Source organism: Seonamhaeicola sp. ABD4_175 (assembly GCF_056160885.1).
Window position 1 is genome coordinate 1,470,203 of the sequence record NZ_JBSWYC010000001.1, and the last position, 20,749, is coordinate 1,490,951.

At 33.0% G+C, this 20,749-nt stretch carries 13 protein-coding genes and 1 tRNA gene; 3 read left to right on the top strand and 11 right to left on the bottom strand.

The features are described from left to right. Positions 1-5: 5 nt before the first annotated feature. The 7 genes from ACXAG4_RS06040 to ACXAG4_RS06070 form a co-directional block, all read right to left on the bottom strand. On the bottom strand, positions 6-2,192 hold the full coding sequence (locus ACXAG4_RS06040) for a TonB-dependent receptor (RefSeq protein ID WP_475295174.1): 2,187 nt from the start codon (positions 2,190-2,192) through the stop codon (positions 6-8). 25 nt (positions 2,193-2,217) lie between these two features. Next, positions 2,218-2,877: a metal-dependent transcriptional regulator gene (locus ACXAG4_RS06045; RefSeq protein WP_475295175.1), complete on the bottom strand. Its 660-nt coding sequence runs from the start codon at positions 2,875-2,877 to the stop codon at positions 2,218-2,220. A gap of 136 nt (positions 2,878-3,013) precedes the next feature. After that, positions 3,014-3,886 carry a 3-keto-disaccharide hydrolase gene (locus tag ACXAG4_RS06050; RefSeq protein ID WP_475295176.1) on the bottom strand — a complete coding sequence of 291 codons (873 nt, stop codon included), beginning with the start codon at positions 3,884-3,886 and terminating at the stop codon, positions 3,014-3,016. 72 nt (positions 3,887-3,958) lie between these two features. Then, the gene (locus ACXAG4_RS06055) at positions 3,959-4,096 is read right to left on the bottom strand and encodes a FeoB-associated Cys-rich membrane protein (protein WP_475295177.1); all 138 of its coding nucleotides are present in this window, start codon (positions 4,094-4,096) and stop codon (positions 3,959-3,961) included. Positions 4,097-4,138: 42 nt separating this feature from the next. After that, entirely contained in the window at positions 4,139-6,241 is a 2,103-nt protein-coding gene (gene feoB, locus ACXAG4_RS06060) for a ferrous iron transport protein B (RefSeq protein WP_475295178.1), read from the bottom strand. Next, a complete protein-coding gene (locus ACXAG4_RS06065; RefSeq protein WP_475295179.1) occupies positions 6,238-6,471 on the bottom strand; it encodes a FeoA family protein in 234 nt (77 codons plus the stop codon). The genes feoB and ACXAG4_RS06065 overlap by 4 nt, the downstream gene beginning before the upstream one ends. 97 nt (positions 6,472-6,568) lie before the next feature. Then, positions 6,569-7,243: an SCO family protein gene (locus ACXAG4_RS06070; RefSeq protein WP_475295180.1), complete on the bottom strand. Its 675-nt coding sequence runs from the start codon at positions 7,241-7,243 to the stop codon at positions 6,569-6,571. A gap of 171 nt (positions 7,244-7,414) precedes the next feature. On the opposite strand from ACXAG4_RS06070, the gene rseP reads away from it, so the two are divergent. The 3 genes from rseP to ACXAG4_RS06085 all read left to right on the top strand — a co-directional run bounded on the left by rseP (position 7,415) and on the right by ACXAG4_RS06085 (position 13,192). Next, positions 7,415-8,761 (top strand): RIP metalloprotease RseP, encoded by a 1,347-nt coding sequence (gene rseP / locus ACXAG4_RS06075; protein WP_475295181.1) that lies wholly within the window; start codon positions 7,415-7,417, stop codon positions 8,759-8,761. A gap of 73 nt (positions 8,762-8,834) precedes the next feature. Further along, positions 8,835-8,908, top strand: a tRNA-Asn gene (locus tag ACXAG4_RS06080). 765 nt (positions 8,909-9,673) lie between these two features. Then, positions 9,674-13,192, top strand: a complete 3,519-nt coding sequence (locus tag ACXAG4_RS06085; RefSeq protein WP_475295182.1) for a carbohydrate-binding protein — start codon at positions 9,674-9,676, stop codon at positions 13,190-13,192. A gap of 106 nt (positions 13,193-13,298) precedes the next feature. On the opposite strand, the gene ACXAG4_RS06090 is transcribed toward ACXAG4_RS06085, so the two are convergent. The 4 genes from ACXAG4_RS06090 to ACXAG4_RS06105 form a co-directional block, all read right to left on the bottom strand. Beyond that, the gene (locus ACXAG4_RS06090; RefSeq protein ID WP_475295183.1) at positions 13,299-14,507 is read right to left on the bottom strand and encodes a thioredoxin family protein; all 1,209 of its coding nucleotides are present in this window, start codon (positions 14,505-14,507) and stop codon (positions 13,299-13,301) included. Positions 14,508-14,611: 104 nt separating this feature from the next. Beyond that, the gene (locus ACXAG4_RS06095) at positions 14,612-15,682 is read right to left on the bottom strand and encodes a TlpA family protein disulfide reductase (protein WP_475295184.1); all 1,071 of its coding nucleotides are present in this window, start codon (positions 15,680-15,682) and stop codon (positions 14,612-14,614) included. Positions 15,683-15,811: 129 nt separating this feature from the next. Next, positions 15,812-17,227 (bottom strand): RagB/SusD family nutrient uptake outer membrane protein, encoded by a 1,416-nt coding sequence (locus ACXAG4_RS06100; protein ID WP_475295185.1) that lies wholly within the window; start codon positions 17,225-17,227, stop codon positions 15,812-15,814. A gap of 11 nt (positions 17,228-17,238) precedes the next feature. Continuing rightward, the gene (locus ACXAG4_RS06105) at positions 17,239-20,694 is read right to left on the bottom strand and encodes a SusC/RagA family TonB-linked outer membrane protein (protein WP_475295186.1); all 3,456 of its coding nucleotides are present in this window, start codon (positions 20,692-20,694) and stop codon (positions 17,239-17,241) included. Between the last annotated feature and the right edge of the window lie 55 nt (positions 20,695-20,749).

Genomic DNA, 20,749 nt, shown 5'->3' on the forward strand with positions numbered 1-20,749 from the left:
TAATATTAATTTAAGGTGTATCGCAATCCTAAAAATAAGCGTCGCCCTTGGTTTGGTGCATACACATACGATGGGTCGAAAGTTAATGCATACGGATTATTGTTGGTTGCAACTTTATCAAAAGGATCATGGCTTCTGGCTATTATAAACGGGTTACCTTGGTTTGGTGTCCAATTTAATAAGTTTTTTACACCTAAATAGAATTCTAAATTAGCTTTACTAGTATAAGTTAATTGGATGTTTTGAATGCTCCATGTAGGTGAGTAAGCGCTACGTGGATCTAAATCGCCTAGTGTTGGCAAACGCATTGGGCCGTAAACGTTACCTGTATAGTCTATGGTGATGTTACTTGGATAATGTTTGTACGACAGCGACCAAACACCCGTATAACGCTCGGTTAAAATTTGACGGGTTGTTATGTTGTTTTCGGTTTGCGATACGTCTTGAAATGTCCCGCCAATTGATGCTTTAATGCCACTTCCTATAATGGCATCTATATTTAAACTTAAGCCTTTTGAGGTTGAATATCCATCTAAATTATCGTATATAATTTGGTTTGGGTTGGTGTCGTAATCTGGTATAATAGCATTTGTAAAATGTGTGTACCACGCCGATGCGTCAACGGTAATTAGTTGTCCTGTTTTGGTATAAATTTTCTTTAAATAGTTTAAATTTATGTTGAAAGATTGCTCGGGATTTAGGGCTTCTTCAATAATAACATCTCGCGAACCTGTTAATGCTGCGTGGTCTTCCGTAAATAAATTTACAACTCTAAAGCCTGTACCGGCATTTAATCTTAAAATATCATCTTCGGTAGGTTTAAAGCGGTATGCTAATCTTGGTGTGAAAATAGAACCATGCCTATCATCATAATCATAACGAGCACCTAAAAGTAGATGGTGTTTTTTGGCCAGCGTAATTTCATCTTGAAAAAACATTGAAGGAATTACTATTTCATCTGATGTTGTGGTTGCTGGCGTATTATCGTTATAAAAATTATATCGGGCTGCAAGTCCAAAAAGTAAATCATGATTTTTTAAAGGTTTATCCCAAATAAGTTGACCAAAACCAATACGTTGTTTGGCTAAATATGGAGTATTACCGTAAACTGAATTTTGATCGTGATCGGAATACGAAAATTGAACATTAATTTTTTCACGTGTTGGTAATTGGTAGTTTCCTAAAAGTTCGTATCTAGAGGTGTAAATGCTTTCTCCGTAAACCTGATTACCACCACGAAACGTTGGGATCCATTGCATTTCTCCGCCCCAACGATCTTCGTAAAAATAGCGGCCAGCAAGTGAAAATAAACGATTGTTTTTGCGTTTAAAATTCCACTTTTGAAACACCGAAATACGATCTTGTAAGGTTACATCGGTAAAATTATCGTTATTATTATCAATTGGGTTTGAATATTTAAAATAATTGGTGCCAACGAGAACCGTAGCTTTTTTTCCGACATTAGATTTAAAACCAACGTCAAAATTAGCTTCACCCCAACCGGTTACAAAACTATCGTAAAAAAAGATGGGTGCATGTTCGGGTAATTTGGTGATAATATTAATTAAACCACCAACAGCTTCGCTACCGTATAGCGACGATGCCGGACCTTTTACAACTTCAACTTGCTCAATTAACGAATTAGGAATTCCCGATAAGCCATAAACCGTAGATAAACCACTAACAATGGGCATGCCGTCTATTAAAACAAGAGTGTATGGCCCTTCAAGACCATTAATATGGATATCGCCCGTATTGCAAACATTGCAATTTAGTTGTGGGCGTACGCCATTTACATTTTGTAACGCTTCAAAAATATTTGGTGTAGGGTTTTTTTTGAAGAATGTAGGCTTATAAACCTCAACAGGTACAGGGCTTTCTAATCGTGACACTGCTTTTAGTGTTCCAGTAACAATAACTTCGTTTAAAAGTTGCGCTTCTTCTAAATTAAAATTTACAGTAAGCGTTTCATTATTTTTTATAGTAATTTGTTTTTCAACCGTTTTAAAACCAGTAAACGATGCTACAATGGTGTAATTTCCTATGGACACGTTTTCTATTTTAAATGTTCCTTTTTCGTTTGAAGCATTTCCTTTGGTAGTGCCTTTTAAATAGATGTTTACATAAGGAAGCGCCTCGTTTTTATGAGTGACTTTGCCAACAATATTCTGTGCACTTACTGTGCTTAACATAATACAATTTAATATGAAAAACAGTTTAATTGACTTCATTTATGTAAATTATATTAGTGAAATCACTATTAAGTACGATGGTGTTATTATTTATTGAAATTTGTGTCATTTTACTGGTTGTAAATTGTTTTGACACATGAATGGTATTGCCATATTTTAAGGCATTTACCGAACAAAAATCGAAAAACTCTTTATCAGTACTTAAAAGCCTTGAAATAATATAGCTTTTTCCTTCTGAAGCTTTTGAAAGCGGTATAGATGTATCAACCGTAGTAATATCGCCATTGGCGTTTGGAATAGGGTCTCCATGCGGGTCGAATTTTGGGTTGCCTAAATAATCACTTATTTTTTCGGCTAACAAATCAGAAGTTTGATGCTCCAATAATTCGGCTTCACGATGGATGTCGTGCAACGATAAATCGAATAATTTAAATAATAAACTTTCCCATAAACGGTGTTTGCGCACAATATTTAATGCCATTTTGTTGCCTTTTTCGGTAAGCTTTAAAGGCTGGTATTTTTGATAAACTATAATATCTTTTGCTGCAAGTTTTTGAGCCATATCGGTGGCTGCTGCACTGGATATATTTAGTGCTTTGGCAATATTACCCGGTTTGGTGTTGTTGGTGTTACTTTTTCCGTTTTTGTAAATGGCCTTTACAAAATTTTCAATGGCTACAGACATTCAATTTACTTTAAATTATTTTTAAGTAAGCTTAAAAATTTATTCAAATGTAATTAAAAAAATAATGTAGACCATAAAAAAACCTTTGTATTTATTTTATACAAAGGTTTTTAAATACTTTTATTTTTTTTGAAGATTATTTAAATCTTACGTTTTTTCTAATGCTTTTGGGGAATTTTTTAATTGGTGTGATGGTTAAATCTTTGTAGTAGCATTCTGCAGCTTCAGATTGTATTTGAATTTGCCCACTAGTTAAAGGTTTGCCAGTTTCTGGGTTTATAGCGTTTTCAACAACCATTACGATATGGCCATTAACAACGTGTACAGCATCATTACCTATTACGTAAATTTCTAAATGATTCCATTCACCATGAGGAGCATCGGGCTCCATTGAAGCTTGAATGTAACCACTACCTTCTGAATACATATTAGATTTTGGATTAAACTTTTTTATTTCAGAAAAATCGCCTCTAATTTCAACTTTTGGTCCGCCAACATTTGGTGTTGCTGTATTGCCAGAAATTGGAATAAAATCGCCAATATCACTTTCTTGAACTTGGTATTCTAATGATGTTTTCCAGGTTTTCCAAAAACGTCCGTGTTCTCCGTAGCAATGATATAAAATACCACTATCGCGTTTAGCATTTAATCTTGGCGCCCATTTTTTATCGCCCCATTTAAACATAACACTTAAATGATAATTTTCAAAAGATGCTTTTGTGGTTAAGCCGCCATAAATTTCGCCAGTAATTTTTAGTACGGGTTCGTTGTTGTCGGTAATAATGGTGAAAACATTTTTTATGTCGTTATTTAACCCGAGAGGTGTGCCTGCATGAACGTTGCCAGATTGATAAGTGCTTATGGGTAAGTCTTTTACTGTTTCATGCGGAACACCATTCCATTTTTCAAAATGACTTAAATTGGCATCAAATAATTTAATGGCTTTTTTTTGTGCGAAGCTATTCAAACTTAAAAATAAAGCAGAATATAACAATAGCTTTTTACTCATTAGTTGTTGGGTTTTTAGTTTAGATGTTATAAATGTAAAGAGCAAAACCCAATAAATCAAAATTATTGAGGTTTAATGACAACCACAGTTTGAATTTGAGTTGCAACCTTTATTGGTTTTAGCTTTTTTAGGCATAAACTTTTTAATTAAAAATAGAATAGCTACTGCTACTGTTGAAAAAACAAGTATGTTTTGTATTAAGGTGTTCATACTATTTTAGTCGTTTTTTAGCGTTTAAATTACAAGCATATTTTATTTTAAAAATTGAAATGCTATTAAAGCAGTTATATAAGCAAAACTACTCATGACAACTAATTGTAATATAGGCCATTTCCAACTGTTAGTTTCGCGTTTAACAATAGCTAAAGTACTCATGCATTGCATTGCAAAGGCATAAAAAAGTAATAATGAAATACCTGAAGCTAATGTAAATACTTTGGTGCCGTTATTATGGACTTCGGCTGCCATTTTGCTTTTAATGGTATCTTCATCTTCATTGTCACTAGCGCTTCCAACGCTGTATATGGTGGCTAATGTGCCTACAAAAACTTCGCGGGCAGCAAATGATGTTACAAGGCCAATGCCAATTTTCCAATCATAACCTAATGGCCTTATTGCAGGTTCAATGGTTCTTCCAACAATACCAATGTAACTATATTCTAGTTTATGAGCTGCTATTTTATCTTCTAACTCAATTTTAGAGATTGAAGGGTTTTGGGATTTTATAATATTTTCGGCATTATTAAAATTATCACCCGGACCATTTGATGCTAATACCCATAGAATAATTGAAATGGCTAAAATTATTTTACCGGCTTCAAAAACAAAGGTTTTAGTTTTTTCAACTACTGTATAAAAAACGTTTTTAAATAGTGGTATTTTATAACTAGGCATTTCAATAACAAAATAGGTTTTGCTTTTTATTTTTAAAACTTTGTTTAAAATATAAGCAGAAATAATGGCGGTTAAAAAGCCTATAACATACAGCCCCATGAGTGTTAGTGCTTTGTAACTCATGCCTAAAAATGTACCTTGCGGAATTACTAAAGCTATAATTATAACATAAACCGGTAAACGTGCCGAACAGGTTGTGAAAGGTGTTACTAAAATGGTAATAAGGCGTTCTTTCCAGTTTTCAATATTTCGGGCGGCCATTACCGCAGGAATAGCACAGGCGTTACCTGAAATTAGTGGTACAACGCTTTTGCCGCTAAGGCCAAAACGTTTCATAATATTATCCATTAAAAATACTACACGGCTCATGTAACCACTTTCTTCTAAAAGTGCAATAAATAAAAACAGAAAAGCAATAGGCGGAATAAACACCATAACACCGCCAATACCAGCAATTATACCTTCGGAAAGTAAATTTGTAAATGCACCTGCGGGCATTGTGTTTTTTACCCAATTAGCTAATGATGCGAATGCTTCATCAATTACATCGGTAGGGTAGGTTGCCCAATCATAAACCGCTTGAAACATTAAAAATAGAATGGTAAAAAATATGAGATAACCCCATACTTTATGTGTTAAAATGCTGTCTAGTTTTATGCGTAAATCTGTAGCGTTGGCTAAATTTACTGTCAATCCTTTTTTTAGTACATTGTTTATAAATTGATAGCGTTTTATGGTTTCTTTTTGTTGTAAACGTTTTAAATCTGCATTGCTTTTAGTTTTAAAATCGTTTAGAGCATCAAAATCATTTCGCTGAATTTTTCCAAAGTTAACATCTTGTGTAATTACCAACCATAATTTGTAAAGTAGCTGGTTGGAAAATGTTTTTTTTAAGTTTTGAAAATAGGCTGTATCAATGGTGCTAATATCTAAACAAGGCTTATTGTTTAGCATACCATAATTGGTAATGAGTTCTTTAAGGGTATCTATGCCTTCGTTTTTTCGGGTGCTTACTACGGCAATTTTGGTGTGTAGTTGTTCTTCTAAATAATTTATATTTAATGAAATACCTTTTTTTTGCATTCTATCTGCCATGTTAATAACTAGCAGTGTTGGTATTTCTAAATCTTTAATTTGTGTAAAAAGTAGTAGGTTGCGTTTAAGGTTTTCAACATCTGTGACTACTACTGCTACATCAGGGAAATCTTTATCGTTTTTATTTAAAAGTAGTTCAATAACCACATTTTCATCTAATGATGAAGCATTTAAGCTGTAGGTTCCGGGTAAATCTAAAATATGTGCTTTTAAACCACGTGGTAGTTTGCAAATACCTTCTTTTTTATCAACCGTAATACCAGGATAATTGCCTACTTTTTGGTTTAAGCCTGTTAAAGCGTTAAAAACAGAGGTTTTTCCTGTATTAGGGTTTCCTATTAAAGCAACGTTTATTTGTTTACTCATAGCGTGCTTTTTTCAATTAAAATAAGGTGAGCTGTTTCTTTTCTAATAGCTAAATGCGATCCGTTTATGTTTAAGTAAATAGGATCTTCAAATGGCGCTACTTGTAGTAATTGTACTGTATTACCAGGTAAACAACCCATTTCTAGTAATTTTAATGGAATTTCGGTTGATGAAACATCAGTAATAACAGCAGTTTCACCTTTTTTAAGATGAGCTAAGGTATATTGCAAACTTATTTAGATTGATTTTAAAGAAGCAAAAGTAAACTAAAAGTTTAAACTTTTAAAAGTTTAGGCGTTTAAAGTTTACTTAAAATTTACATTGGGTTTATTTGCTATATTCCTTTTGTAGGTGGTTAATATCGTTTAATAGCTTTTCAATATCAGCTTTATTGGTACCATCATAAAACCCACGAATTTGGCGTTTTTTATCAATTAGCATAAAGTTTTCAGTGTGTACCATATCAAATGGGCCGCCATCACCATTATCTTTTACTGCTAAATAACTTTTTCTGGCCATAGCATAAATTTCCTTTTTATTACCTGTAACCAAATTCCATTTAGCATCATTCACGCCTTTTTTTATAGCGTAACGTTTTAGTTGCGCAACGGTATCAATTTCGGGTGTTACAGAGTGCGATAATAGCATAACATCATCATCATTTATAATTTCGCTTTGTATTTGTGCCATATTTTTGGTCATAATAGGGCAAATAGTTTGGCATGTTGTAAAAAAGAAATCGGCCACATAAATTTTACCCTCATAATCTTTTTGAGTAATTGTTTTTCCGTTTTGGTTGGTAAAAGAAAAATTGGCTATTTTATGATATTTTTTTTTGTGCTGAATGGTGCTGTCAACCAGCTCTGTACTTACCATGGCAGGCTGGTAAATGGGTAGTGGTTGGTAAACGTTAAGTGTATTGTAAATTAATGCTACTATTATTACAGAAATAACGCCAAAAACAATTGCAAAAATTTTATAATCTTTAAAAAAATTAAGCATGATATTTAATAAAAATAAGTATTACAAAAATACAACGAAATTAAGATAACTTAGGTAATGTATGTTACTTAAATTCGTGTTAAATAGATGTGCAATACACAAATGTCTTTTTATACTTGGTTTAAAAGATTACTTTTGTGCGGTTATCAAAAAAATTTTGATTAAAAATATATGGAGTTTGTTATAAAAATATCTCAGTTTTTACTGAGTTTATCACTATTAATAGTTTTACACGAATTAGGGCATTTTATACCTGCCAAAGCTTTTAAAACTAGAGTAGAAAAGTTTTACCTGTTTTTTGATGTTAAATTTTCACTATTTAAAAAGAAAATAGGGGAAACCGTTTATGGTATTGGTTGGTTACCACTTGGCGGCTATGTAAAAATATCGGGTATGATTGATGAAAGCATGGATACCGAGCAAATGGCACAAGAGCCACAACCTTGGGAATTTCGCTCTAAACCCGCATGGCAACGTTTAATAATTATGCTTGGTGGTGTAACCGTTAACTTTATTTTAGCCATACTTATTTACGTTGGAATGAGTTATTTTTATGGCGATACCTTCTTGCCAAATGAAAATATAAAAGATGGTCTTTTAATAAATAATAAAGTAGCTAATGAAGCTGGCTTATTAACGGGTGATAAAATATTGGCGGTTGATGGTGAGACTATTGAAAAATACTCTGAAATATCAGAAAAAGTATTGTTTGGAAAAAATGTTACTATTGAACGTAATGGGCAACAAGCCACCGTTACTTTACCCGAAGATTTTTTAGCACAGTTAATAGATTCTAAAGAACGAAAATTTATTGACTTAAGAACACCTTTTGCCATTGTTGAAGTACCAGATACTTCATTTAATAAAGGTAGCGGACTCAAAAAAGGCGATATTATTATTGGTTTAAATGATGTAAACACAAAATACGGTGATGAGGTGGTTGCAAGCCTATCAAAATTTAAAGGACAAAACGTTACGGCTAAGGTTTTAAGAGATAAATCTGAACTTAATCTATCACTTAAAGTAAGTGATAGTGCCAAACTAGGCTTGGTTTACGCAGCAGGATCTACACCCGAAACTCTAGAAGCTTTAGGTTATTACAAGTTTGATAAAATAAAATATAGTTTTTTTGAATCTTTTCCTGTTGGTTTAAAAAAGGCAAAAGATAGAGTAGTATCTTATTGGGATCAATTAGGTGCTATATTCACACCAAGCACAGGCGCTTATAAAGGTGTAGGTGGTTTTAAAGCTATTTACGATATTTTTCCTAACACATGGAGCTGGCAATCTTTTTGGGGCATAACAGCCTTTTTATCTATCATGCTTGGAGTTTTAAACTTATTACCAATACCCGCTCTAGATGGTGGCCATGTTATGTTTTTACTCTATGAAATGATTTCAGGAAGAAAACCAGGAGATAAGTTTATGGAGTATGCACAAATGGTTGGTTTCTTTATTTTAATAGCCTTAGTGCTGTTTGCAAACGGTAATGATATTTACAAAGCAATATTTGATTAAAATTTTTTAAAAAAAGTATTGTGGGAACTAAAATAATATATATATTTGCGCTCGCAAAAGCGAAACAAAACCTTCCTCAGTAGCTCAGTTGGTTAGAGCATCTGACTGTTAATCAGAGGGTCGTTGGTTCGAGCCCAACCTGAGGAGCGTTTAAAACAAAAGCCTTTACAGAAATGTAGAGGCTTTTTTCGTTTGTGAAAAACATTAAAAATAACTCATGGTTATTTTCTTTCTTTTATTGCATTTTCTCAGTGATATTGGTTAATAGTCGGTTTTTTGTGTGAAAAATTAGGTAAAATCATATCCCCATAAGAAAACCATTTATTGTATATTTTAGTTTATTTGTTTTGTTGACATAGTCTGTAAAATGATTAATATAGCAAAACAATTTATGTAATGAGTTTAAAATCAATTAATAATAAATATTATGTAGATAATAATAAATACACACCATACCACTAAACTAAAACACACACACAATGAAAAACGAACTACAAATTAATCGACGACTATCTAATATGATCTTTTATTTCTCTCCAAAGATCAAACTTACAATAACTTAGAATATTCTTAATCTCTTAATGTAAGTTCAATACACCAATAAATTTTTGGCGTAAAAACTCTTAGATCTAAATAGCTACCATTATTATATATAAGTAGAATTATCTTGATATTGTATTTATAATGAACTATTAGCACTTATAGTGCTTTGCTTTGGTATACATAATTCAAGTATAATTTTACAACGTAATAAGCAGTTATGTAGCTTTCTTAGATGCTATTTTGACCCCTTAGACAGGCATAACTACATTTTTTGTACGTGTTTCCATGTCTTTTAACAGTTGCTAGCACTATGTATAGCAACTGGTTGGTACGTATTAATTTAACACACACACAACTAAACACACCACAATGAAACAAAAAAACTATTACAATTCATTATTGAAAAAATTTAAACAAAAGAACTATTTGTGTTCTTCTTGTTTTTCGTTTAAAGACATATCGTATTTAAAAGATATGCGTTCAAAATTTCTAGTAACTATCTTATTATTATTGTTTTTTCAAATAAAACTACTTGCACAGGTTAATTATTATGTTTCTAAATCAGGGAATGATAATAACTCTGGTTCACAAAGCCAACCCTTCTTAACTATTGGAAAAGCAGCATCTATTGCTGTTTCTGGTGATGTAATAAACATAGGAGAAGGTACTTATGAAGAGTCTGTAAGACCTGCTAATTCAGGTTCACCTGGAAATCCAATTGTATTTCAATCTATTCCAGGTCAAAAAGTTATTATAACTGCTATGCAGGCGTTAAATGGTTTTACTTCTGATGGAGGTGGGCGTTATAAAACAACAGTTAACTGGGATTTGGGTCAGCGTAATTTTGTAATGGCTGGAAATAAAGCTTTAGATTTAGCAAGGTGGCCAAACAATACAGACGATGATCCTTTCACACCTAATTCTCTTCGTAATGATGGAGGAAGTGGCGGATCTGTTGAAATAGGAGGGTATTTAACTGATGCAGAAATACCTAATTGGGACTGGACAGGTGGATCGCTATGGTTTTTTGGTGATAAACCCGGATCGGGTTGGATTGCTTGGAAAGGAAATATTACTAGTAGCTCAGGTGGACGAGTTAATTTTGATGCACCTAAAAATCCAGATTGGATTATCTCCTATCACGATCCAGCTAGTAAAGGAGATTATTACCTAGAAGGAATTAAACAGGCACTTGATTATCAAAACGAATGGTTTTTCGAATCTTCAACAAATACACTTTATGTGCAATTACCAGGAGGAGCAGCACCTACTAATGGCCAAATTCAAATGTCTAGAAGAACTACAACTGCAGATTTAACCAATAGAAACTACATAACATTTAAAAACCTTGCTCTTTTTGGTGGTAGTATTCTTATTAAAGGAACAGGTAATAAACTTGAAGGAGTTACTAGTTTATATGGAAGTTACACACAAGGTATTCAATCTAACTTTGTAACAGGTGTAAATGCAGTTAAAATTGAAAGCGGTTCATCTAATACAGTAATTGAACATTGTGAAATTGGATTTGGTATGGGGTCTGGAATATATGATGCAGGCAATGGAACCAGAATTGAAAACAATTATATTCATGATTTTAATATTGTTGGCTCTTATGATGCACCAATTAACGCCAGAGGAGGATCTAACACAAAAATTCTTCGAAATGTAATTGAGCGTGCAGGAAGAGATTGTGTTCAAAGTGTTAATAACGGAACAGAGTTAGCTTGGAACAATATATCTCAAGCGGCTATGCTACTTCAAGATTGTGGTTTATTTTATACAGTAAACAGCAATAACACTACAAATGTTCAAAATATGAAAATCCATCATAATTGGTTTCATGATGCCTACGCTAGGGGGGCACAATATAAGGTTGCAGGTATTTATTTAGATAATGATCCTCAAGGTATTCAAGTATATAGAAATGTGGTCTGGAATGTTGAATGGACTGGTATTCAAATGAACTGGGAAGCCAGAGACATTGATATTTTTAATAATACAATTTCAAAGGCAGATAGAGGTACTATGGGCGCATGGCATTATAATCATCCAACAAGAGGGCAGCTAGTGTTTTCTAACGTAAAAGTTTGGAATAATATTACTGATAAACCGTCTCCAGGCAGTGCAGGAGGACAAGAGAGTGAGGTGACTTGGGAACCTCAAGCAAACCAGCAAAATAATCTAATTAATAACACATCATGGATTAGTTATTCCAACAATAACTACAGGCTAAATAATGGTACGCCAGCAGTGAATTCTGGGCGTATAATTTCAGGTTTTACAGATGGTTATGTAGGTTCTGCACCAGATGTTGGGGCTTATGAAGTAGGAGATAATTGGACTCCTGGAACAGATTGGATTCTTACTAATGGAGCTAATGGTACTTGTTATGGTCTTCCTGGAGAAAGTTGTAATGGTAGTGGTCCAGGAAATGCAGATTGTAGTATTGCTCCAACAAATGCTTCAGTGTCCGGAAGTACAACAACTTCAGTAACTATCTCATTTGATAATACGGGTTCAGATACACGAACATTCGAACTGCGTGCTTTTATTGCTGGTACCTACACAGGTAATATTAATGCCCCAAATGAAGGGTATGCAAGTGGGGCAGCTGGAAGCACCTCAATAACAATGACAGGGTTATCATCAGGAACCGCTTATGATTTTGTGTTAAGGTCATTATGTTCTCCAGGAGTAAGTCCTACAGTTACTATTTCTGGTACAACCGCTTCAACACAAGCCCCTTATGGAGGTTCAGCACGATTAATACCAGGCACCATTCAGGTTGAGGAATATGATACTGGAGGACAAGGAGTAGCCTATAATGATAGTGATTCAGCCAATAATGGCCCTAATGTATCAAGGGAGAATGAAGGGGTAGATATAGAGGCTCGAGATGGAGGTCAAACAGTAGGCTGGACAGCTAACGGAGAGTGGTTAGAGTACACAGTAAACGCAACATCAGGCACATATGATTTAGAAGCGCGCATAGCCACTACTACCACAGGAAAATCTATAATAGCTAAATTAGATGGTACAACAATAGGTACGTTTAATTTACCAAACACAGGCAATTGGGGTACTTTTCAAACAGTAAGTATACCAAATGTAAGCATAACAGGCGGTAATGGTAAAATATTGAGATTAGAATTTGTAGGAGGAGGCGCCAATATCAATTGGGTAAAGTTTACAACCTCAGGCCCAACAAACTTAGCATCAAACCCAGGATTTGAGACAGGGACATTAAGTTCATGGGGATCATGGGGAGGCGCATCAGTAGTTGGGAATAATCAACATGGCGGTAGTTATGCAGCAACAATATCGGGTAGTGCAGGAGCTGTATCACAAACTATAAGTGTAAGTCCAAATACAACATATACAGTAAGCATTTGGGGAAAAGTAGGATCATCAGGTCAGCAAGCCATATTAGGAGTAAAAAACCATGGTAATGCAGAGTCAGGCACACCGTTAACATCAACAAGTTATACAAAAGTATCGCACACCTTTACCACAGGATCAAGTGCTACTACAGCACAGGTTTATTATTATATGGCAAATGGTAGTCATCAGTCTTGGTGTGATGATATAGCCTTAGTTGTAGGTACAACAGCAGCAAAACAACTAAAAGGAAAAGATGTTTTAGGTGTTTCAGATCGCTTATCAATATATCCAAACCCGTTAAAAGGTGATGAGTTTACTATAGATTTAGGAAGTGATTCTCCTTCAATTATTAGTATTTATGATATACAAGGAAGAACTGTTTTCCACAAGTCTTATAAACAGCAAACAGTAAAAGTAAATAAACGAGTTGTAAAACAATCGGGTATGTATTTTGTGAATATTAAACAAGATGAAACAACAACAGTTAAGAAATTAATTGTAGAGTGATTATAAAGAAATAAAAAAATAAATTTTTTTTAAGGCTACCTATCATGGTAGCCTTATTTAATATAGGTGTTTTATAAATCTTTCTTATTGTAACACAACTATACTTTTAAATAGTTTCAATGGCCTTTCTTAGATTAGACACCGAGGGATGGTCATTATTACCACCTGCTTTTTTGTTCTCTTCAAAGAAAATGTTAAAAGCATTTAATGCGTTTTCTTTTTCTTTTTTATGAAGGTAAAGTTTAGCAAGCATTAAATTACCCATTATTATACCAGTTTCTTCATTTGTTGAGAAACCTTGGGCTTTCTTTAAAAAGTCATTAAAAATTTTTGATTCTGCAGCTAGTTTAGGGGTTCTTAAAATTTCATCGCAAATGCCATTGTAAACATATATATAGCTTTTTTCATTTTTTAAAGCTTCAACATCTTCAATTTTACTGTTATACCATTTTTCTAGTTGGTTATTCTCAATGTAAAAAGTATAGGTTAGGTTTTTTGATATGTCGCCAAAAGCATTCATGTCAAATTGTTTGTTGCAATTTTCAATTTCAGCATATAACTTTTTTAAATTTTTACTGGTTTTTGCAAAAGCTTGCAAATGTGCCATTATGGGGCTCCCTAAAACACTGCTGTAATTGTAATCTTCAGTTATTTTTTTTATTTGTAATTTGTTTTTTAGTAGATAGTTGTACTCTTTAGATTTATATGGGTATTGTGCTGATGCTATTACATAAAACAAATCTTTAGTCATAAATTTATCTAATGATGATTGTTCTATAATTTCTTTTGCAACAATAGCTGCAGTTTCATTGTCATGTTGATCATTTAAAGCTTTTAAATAGGTGATTAAAAAGTTGTAATCTTTATTACCAGTATTGTATTTTTCTTTTAAAAAATCAATTCTTAAGTTAGGGTTTAGGGCAGATTTTGCACCTTCAATTAAATCTGTAGCTTGTTTACCGCCTACTAATTTGTGTACTGCATTTCCATTACCATCAATAAATAGTAAAGTAGGGTAGGCTTTTATAGCATATTTTTTATTTAAATCTATGCCTTCGCCTTTTTCCATATCTACTTTTATGCTTATAAAATTTTCGTTAAAAAAGTTGCCTACTTCTTCTTGCGGAAATATTTCTTTTGTCATCCATTTACAAGGGCCGCACCAAGTGGTGTAACAGTCCATGAATAACAATTTGTTTTCTTTTTTAGCTTTTGCTAAGGCTTCGTTAAATGATGAATGTTCAAACGAAACACCTTGTGAAAATGTTAGGTTATAAGCTAATGTAACTACGAATAGAACTATAATTTTTTTCATTATTTTGTTTTTATGTTATAAAGCTAAGACGTTTTGGTGCTTATAAACTCTTGTAAAGAAATGTTAAAGTTTGTTTTTTTAAAACACCAAAGCTAATGGTTAACTTAGTTTAAAATTTTTGCTAATTCATTGGTTAAATTATCAGTGTATTGGTGTTTGTAAATTATGGTGCCTTCGGGTGATATTAATATTAAATGCGGAATGGCAACAACTGCGTATTTTGAGCCTATATCTACAGGTAAATTGGCATCGTCTATTACTTGTGTCCATGGTAATTTGTGTTTTTCAACAGCTTCAACCCATTTATCATAATTTTTATCTGTACTAATGCTTAAAATAGCAAGTTTGTCTTCAGTGTATGTTTTTCTAATTTCTTTTAGTTCTGGAAAACCTTTTATGCATGGTATGCACCAATAAGCCCAAAAATCTAATAATACGTATTTTCCTTTATAATCAGATAATGAAATATTCTTGTCTTCAATGCTTTTTAAGGTGAAGTTAGGTGCTGGTTGCCCCACTTTTACTAAATCTAAATTTTTACGACGTTCCACCAATGGGGCTAAGAAGTAATTGTTATGTAAACTAGTGTCAAAACTACTTATAACAGAGTCAAGCGTTGTGGCATCTGCACTCCAAAATTGTCCGTAAGCTGTTTGTGCTAGTGCCACATTTTTAGGGTGTTTTTTTATGGCAGCAATAAGGTTGTTTGCGTAATTATCAATAAAATTGATTTCGTCTTCGGTTGGGTCTTTTTTATATTTTAAACGTTCCATTTTAGGTATTCCTAATGTTTCACTAATTTTTAAAAATTCGTCGTGTCTTGGAGCTCCTTGTACTATAAGACTATCGTTTTTAATAATTAATTTATATGTGCCAGTACCTGTAAAAAGTTCAGTGTTATAGGTTTTGTTGTTATACTTTAAAGTTACACGTCTTATGGCTTGTACGGTATCTATTTCAATTACAGATTTGTTGTTTTTTAAAGAATCTTTTATGGTGAATTTATTGTATTCTTCCATACTTTCAACGCGTTGGTAAGGTGCAATAGATATTTCTCCTACACTTTTTTTATCAACATGTACTTCAATTTTACAAGTGTTTAATGGTGTTTCTTTTTTTGTATTACAAGCTGCAATTACCAAAAAAAGACATAATAGTGTTGTTATCTTTTTCATAATAAAAAATGGAATTATTAAAATGGTTTAAAAAAATTAAACCTTATAAATTTTTGTTTTTTGATGAAAGAAGCCAAATAGCGCAATGGCTATTTAGCTTCTTAAGTTTAAATGGAATTTGAAAACTTTTTAATCTCTTATGTTTTCACCAATTTCTGGGTTTTGCGAAATATATTTTTGAGCTATTGGTAAAGCCCAATTGTTGCTGTTAGCGGGTAATGTATATGTTGTACCGTTATACGTGTGTGTAATGTCTACAGTTGGTGTATCAAATACATTATAACGTTTTAAATCGAAAAAACGGTGCCCTTTCATAATAAGTTCTAAGCGTCTTTCTCTTTTTGTCCAAGCTATTACTTCATCTTGATCTGTGCTAGATAATGGTGTATATGTGCCAGTATCCATACGTTTTTCACGTAGTGTATTCAAATCGTTTAAGGCAGCTTCTAAATCATTTAATCTTGCATAGCATTCTGCTCTGGTAACATACATTTCTGGTGTAGAAGGACCAATAGGTTTAAAATTACGTATAAAACCAACGGCGTAAATTTTTTCAGGACCAGAAAGTCCGTAAAGTTCTGGTCCACCAAAGCATCTTCTACGTTGGTCATTATCTTCTAAAAGGCTTAAATAATCATCAGAAGCTATATTAAAACTATAAGTTGCATTTGATGCTTTATGCCAAATAATTTCAGGGTCTTCCTGAGGGTTATCACTTTGATTTGCAATACCAGGAAAAAACCAATCTGGATAGCTATTAAAATCTACTATAGTGTTTGATAAAGCTAATGCATTATTGGAAGCATCAAGAGCATTTTCATATTCGCCCATGTATAAATAAATTCTTGCTAACAAGCCGTAAACACCTGCTTTTGATGGACGATGAACTAATTCTGGTGTATCTGGTAAATACGTTACTGCTTCATTTAAATCAGTTAAAATAAGTTCGTAAACCTCTTTTACTGTAGCCCGTGGAAACTCAACGCCGGTTAATTGACTTGTGAGTCTTAAAGGTACACCTAAATCAGTATCTGCTGTTGCTGGGTTATAATGTTTACCATATAAATTAACAAGGTAGAAATAAGCAAAAGCCCTGTGCGCTAATGCTTCTGCTTTTAATGCCATTTGCTCATCTAAAGAACCATCGGTTGTGTTTAGGATTTCTTCAACTATAATGTTTGTAACATAAATTTGGCCATAAAGTGCAGACCAATCTGGGTCTTCTTGTGCTGGGGTATAAATATTATCATTCCAAGTAAAGGTGTTGGTACCAACATCTCCTTCAGGATAAAAACTAATCAAGTTATCGGTTATCATAACATCGTCACTTGCTAATTCGGTATTTGAGGCCGAATCAACAAAACCAGGTGATATGACCTGTAAACCTTGAGCATTACCAAATACTTCGGTTTGGTCTAAAAGTAGCCTGTAATCATTAATTTTAGTAGGGATTACTTGACCTTTTGGTTGAATGTCTAAGTACTCTTCTCTGTCACAAGAAAACATTAAAAGCGCAAGACAAAATATATATATAGTATGTTTCATGAGTTTATTATTTAAAAGTTAGCATTTATTCCAACTGTAAATGTTGGTCTTTGAGTAAAAATGAAGCTTTCTGGGTCTACATTCCATTTATTGAAATTTATTAATGCTAAATTTCTGGCTTGTACATTAAAACTTAGGCTGTTAAAACCAATGGCGCTAGTTGCCTTAGGGTTTAAATTATATGATAAAACCACTTCTTTTAAACGTATGTGTGAGGCATCATCAATGTGTTGGCTTCCGTACCTGTAATATGTTGAGTATGTCTCTAGAGTAGCATCTGCTCTGGTTGTAGGTATTCTAGGAATTGTAGTTGTAACTTCATCACCTGGGTTTTGCCATCTGTTTTCAAAATCTTCATGTATGTAATGGTTGCCACCAAACCTGTTAGGAAGTTCTGCATAGTCTAAGAAATTAGAGTTTCTAAATACATGGCCTAATTTAAAGGTTGTTAAAGCTCTTAAAGTAAAACCTTTGTAGGTGAATTGGTTAATCCAACTACCATAATATTTAGGTAAAGTGGTGCCTTCATATTTTAAAGCTTCTACTACGTTAATATCTTCATTAACTAAATCGCCATTTTCATTTAAAAATACAGGGTCGCCTTTATCATTTAATCCTTCATATTGGTAGCTGTATAAATAACGTAAGGGTGTGTTTACTAAGGGTGTTTGCGTAATAGTGTAGGCAAATGGTGTATCATTAGGTACATCAACTTTAGTTACTGTATTTTTGTTGTAGCTAAAGTTTAGAGTGGTATTGTATTTAAAATCTTTTGCATCAACTACTAAACCGCGTAAAGAAATATCTACACCTTTGTTTTCCATTTCGCCAGCATTAATTAAAGCAGAATTGAAACCAAGTATTGATGGGAAAATAACGTTAGATAATAGGTCTTCACTTTTTTTATTGTAATATTCTACACTACCATTAATACGGTTGTTAAATAAACCAAAATCTAAACCAAGGTTTGTTACATATACTTTTTCTAACCTTAATTCTGGATTTTTTACATTTGAAATAAAACCATATTGGTTACCCGTAAATGGATCACTAGAAATACCAACTTGTACAAATGGGCTTGTGCTATTATTTACGTTACCGTTACTACCGTAAGTAGCTCTAAGTGATAAATTATTAATGGTTTTACTATTGAAAAAGGTTTCATTATGAATGGCCCATTTACCACCAATTGAGTATAAAGGAATGTTTTTATATTTTTTACTTGCACCAAAAAGGTTTGCATCATCTAAACGTACACTACCGGTTAAACTATATCTCCTATCAAAAGAATAAGCAAGGTTACCGTAATAAGAAATATATCTGTTCTCAACTTCAGAAACGGTATCAACAAATGGTATTTGGCTTTCTCCAAAAAAGTATACAGTAGGAAACAAATCAGCATAGTTTATATTTTTTGCAAAATCTAATGATTGATCATCATAAGCATATAGCCTATTACTATTACTGTTTGATAAAACTTTTCTAACCTCATAACCACCAATAGCTGTAATGTTATGTAAATTATTATTAAACGATTGGTTGTAATTTAGTTGTAACCTGCTAGATTGTGAATTTTGATTAAAATTAGATTTAGTTAAAATACTTCCTTCTGGTATAGCACTAACAATACTGCCCGTAGCGTTAGTGGTGTAAGTATTTATAAGGTTTCTAACAAAAAAGGTGTCTTCATTAAATAAATTTCTAGTTTTTGAAGTACCTTCTTCATACTGATAACGCCCCTCAATAGATAAATGGTTGGTGATGTCATATTTTAAAGCAGCTTGAAGCCTTATTTGCGAAAAGGTTGTTTTGTTATCTTTGTTTTCAAACTCTTGTAATAAATTATAGTCCCAATTGTAAGGGTACCCGTTTTCTACGCTACGGGCATCTTTAAATTCTTGATAAAATCCTTGAGGTTGAGCTAGATAATTGCCGTTTTCATCAATTATGTTTTGGTATTGATCTAAACCTTGAGCATTACCCAAAGACATGCCGTTAGCTTTATTTTTGGAGTGAGAGTAATTAATTCTACCAGTAAAAGTAAACTTTGGTGATATATCTATTTGGTTACTTATGTTTGCAATAATTTGGTCGTTGTCATTATTTCTATAAGACCTATTATTTTTATTCTGATTATAAGCTATAGATGCTTGATAACTACTATTAGCGCCACCACCGCCAATGCTTAAATTGTGCTGAACCCATGTTTGGTTAGAAAGGAACAAATCTTCAAACTGTTGCCTGCTATCAATATTTTTAAGTTTGCTTATGGTTTCATCGGCTTCAGCTTGGGTAATGTTACCGTTATTTAAAAGAAGGTATGTGTTTAAACCTTCGCTTATGTTAGAAGGGTTAAAGGCATTAGGTAGATTTCTCCAAGTATTATCAGCCATGTGTTTTTCAAACTCTAAAAAACTGGATGTTGATGCATAGGGCTGTTCATGTAAATCAATTTGTGGTGTTATTGAAAAGTTTGATGAATAATTAACTGTAGTTTTGGTGTTTCTTTCGCCTTTTCTAGTAACAACAACTATAACGCCGTTAGCGGCTCTAATACCCCAAATTGATGCGGCAGCAGCATCTTTTAAAATAGTTATACTTTCAACATCATTAGGGTTTATAGTTTCTAAGCCTTGTTCTATAGGGAAACCATCTACCACAACCAAAGGCTCACTTACAGAGTTTATAGTGCTAATACCTCTAATAACTGCTGAACTGTTTCCATTAGAATCAACATCAAATAAAACACCAGCGACTTCTCCTTCAATTTTATCAAATACATTTTGAGTGGTTTTTATACCAAGTGTTTTTTGATTAATGTTTTCAAACGACCCAGTGGTGCGTTCTTTAGAAATTTTTTGATATCCTGTGCTAAGTACTACTTCATCAAGTACGTTGGCATTTTCCTGAAGTACTACGTTAAGTTCTGTTTGGTTGTCTACCACAAACTCTTGAGTTAAAAAGCCAATAAATGATACTTTAATAATATAGCCTTTTAATGCAGTAATTGTAAAACCTCCATCAAAGTCTGCCGCTACACCTTTAATGAAATCGCCACTGGCAGTAGTAATAGTTATGTTAGCACCTGGTAGTGGCGCTCCATTTTTATCTTTTACAGTACCTTTTATTTGCTGCTGATAAATACCCTGCCTAATAAAATCTTTTTGTTTTAAAACTATGGTTTTGTTAGGTGTTAGTTCATAAACATAGTTGCTAAACGATAGGCTTTTTGATAACAAATTGTGAACCGTAATAATACCTTTTTTTAAGTGAATTTCTGGGGCGTTTTTAAAATCTTCGGTTTTATAAATAAACCTATAGTTTGTTTTTTCTTTTATAAGTTCAAAAACTTCAATAACAGATATTTCTTGTTCTTCATCAATGTTTATTTTGATGTTTTGTGAAAAACTGTTGTTAGAGTTAAACCCAAAGGATAAGGCGCAAAATAAAAAAATGAAGGTTTTCATAAGCATCAAAGAGAGTTGTTTCCTATAGTTTATAGGAACTCGAATAAATTTAATT

Bases quoted from the DNA above. Each gene is read 5' to 3' on its own strand.
- ACXAG4_RS06040 (WP_475295174.1), bottom strand. From the start codon at position 2,192: ATGTTAAGCACAGTAAGTGCACAGAATATTGTTGGCAAAGTCACTCAT.
- ACXAG4_RS06045 (WP_475295175.1), bottom strand. From the start codon at position 2,877: ATGTCTGTAGCCATTGAAAATTTTGTAAAGGCCATTTACAAAAACGGA.
- ACXAG4_RS06050 (WP_475295176.1), bottom strand. From the start codon at position 3,886: ATGAGTAAAAAGCTATTGTTATATTCTGCTTTATTTTTAAGTTTGAAT.
- ACXAG4_RS06055 (WP_475295177.1), bottom strand. From the start codon at position 4,096: ATGAACACCTTAATACAAAACATACTTGTTTTTTCAACAGTAGCAGTA.
- feoB (WP_475295178.1), bottom strand. From the start codon at position 6,241: ATGAGTAAACAAATAAACGTTGCTTTAATAGGAAACCCTAATACAGGA.
- ACXAG4_RS06070 (WP_475295180.1), bottom strand. From the start codon at position 7,243: ATGCTTAATTTTTTTAAAGATTATAAAATTTTTGCAATTGTTTTTGGC.
- rseP (WP_475295181.1), top strand. From the start codon at position 7,415: ATGGAGTTTGTTATAAAAATATCTCAGTTTTTACTGAGTTTATCACTA.
- ACXAG4_RS06085 (WP_475295182.1), top strand. From the start codon at position 9,674: ATGAAACAAAAAAACTATTACAATTCATTATTGAAAAAATTTAAACAA.
- ACXAG4_RS06090 (WP_475295183.1), bottom strand. From the start codon at position 14,507: ATGAAAAAAATTATAGTTCTATTCGTAGTTACATTAGCTTATAACCTA.
- ACXAG4_RS06095 (WP_475295184.1), bottom strand. From the start codon at position 15,682: ATGAAAAAGATAACAACACTATTATGTCTTTTTTTGGTAATTGCAGCT.
- ACXAG4_RS06100 (WP_475295185.1), bottom strand. From the start codon at position 17,227: ATGAAACATACTATATATATATTTTGTCTTGCGCTTTTAATGTTTTCT.
- ACXAG4_RS06105 (WP_475295186.1), bottom strand. From the start codon at position 20,694: ATGAAAACCTTCATTTTTTTATTTTGCGCCTTATCCTTTGGGTTTAAC.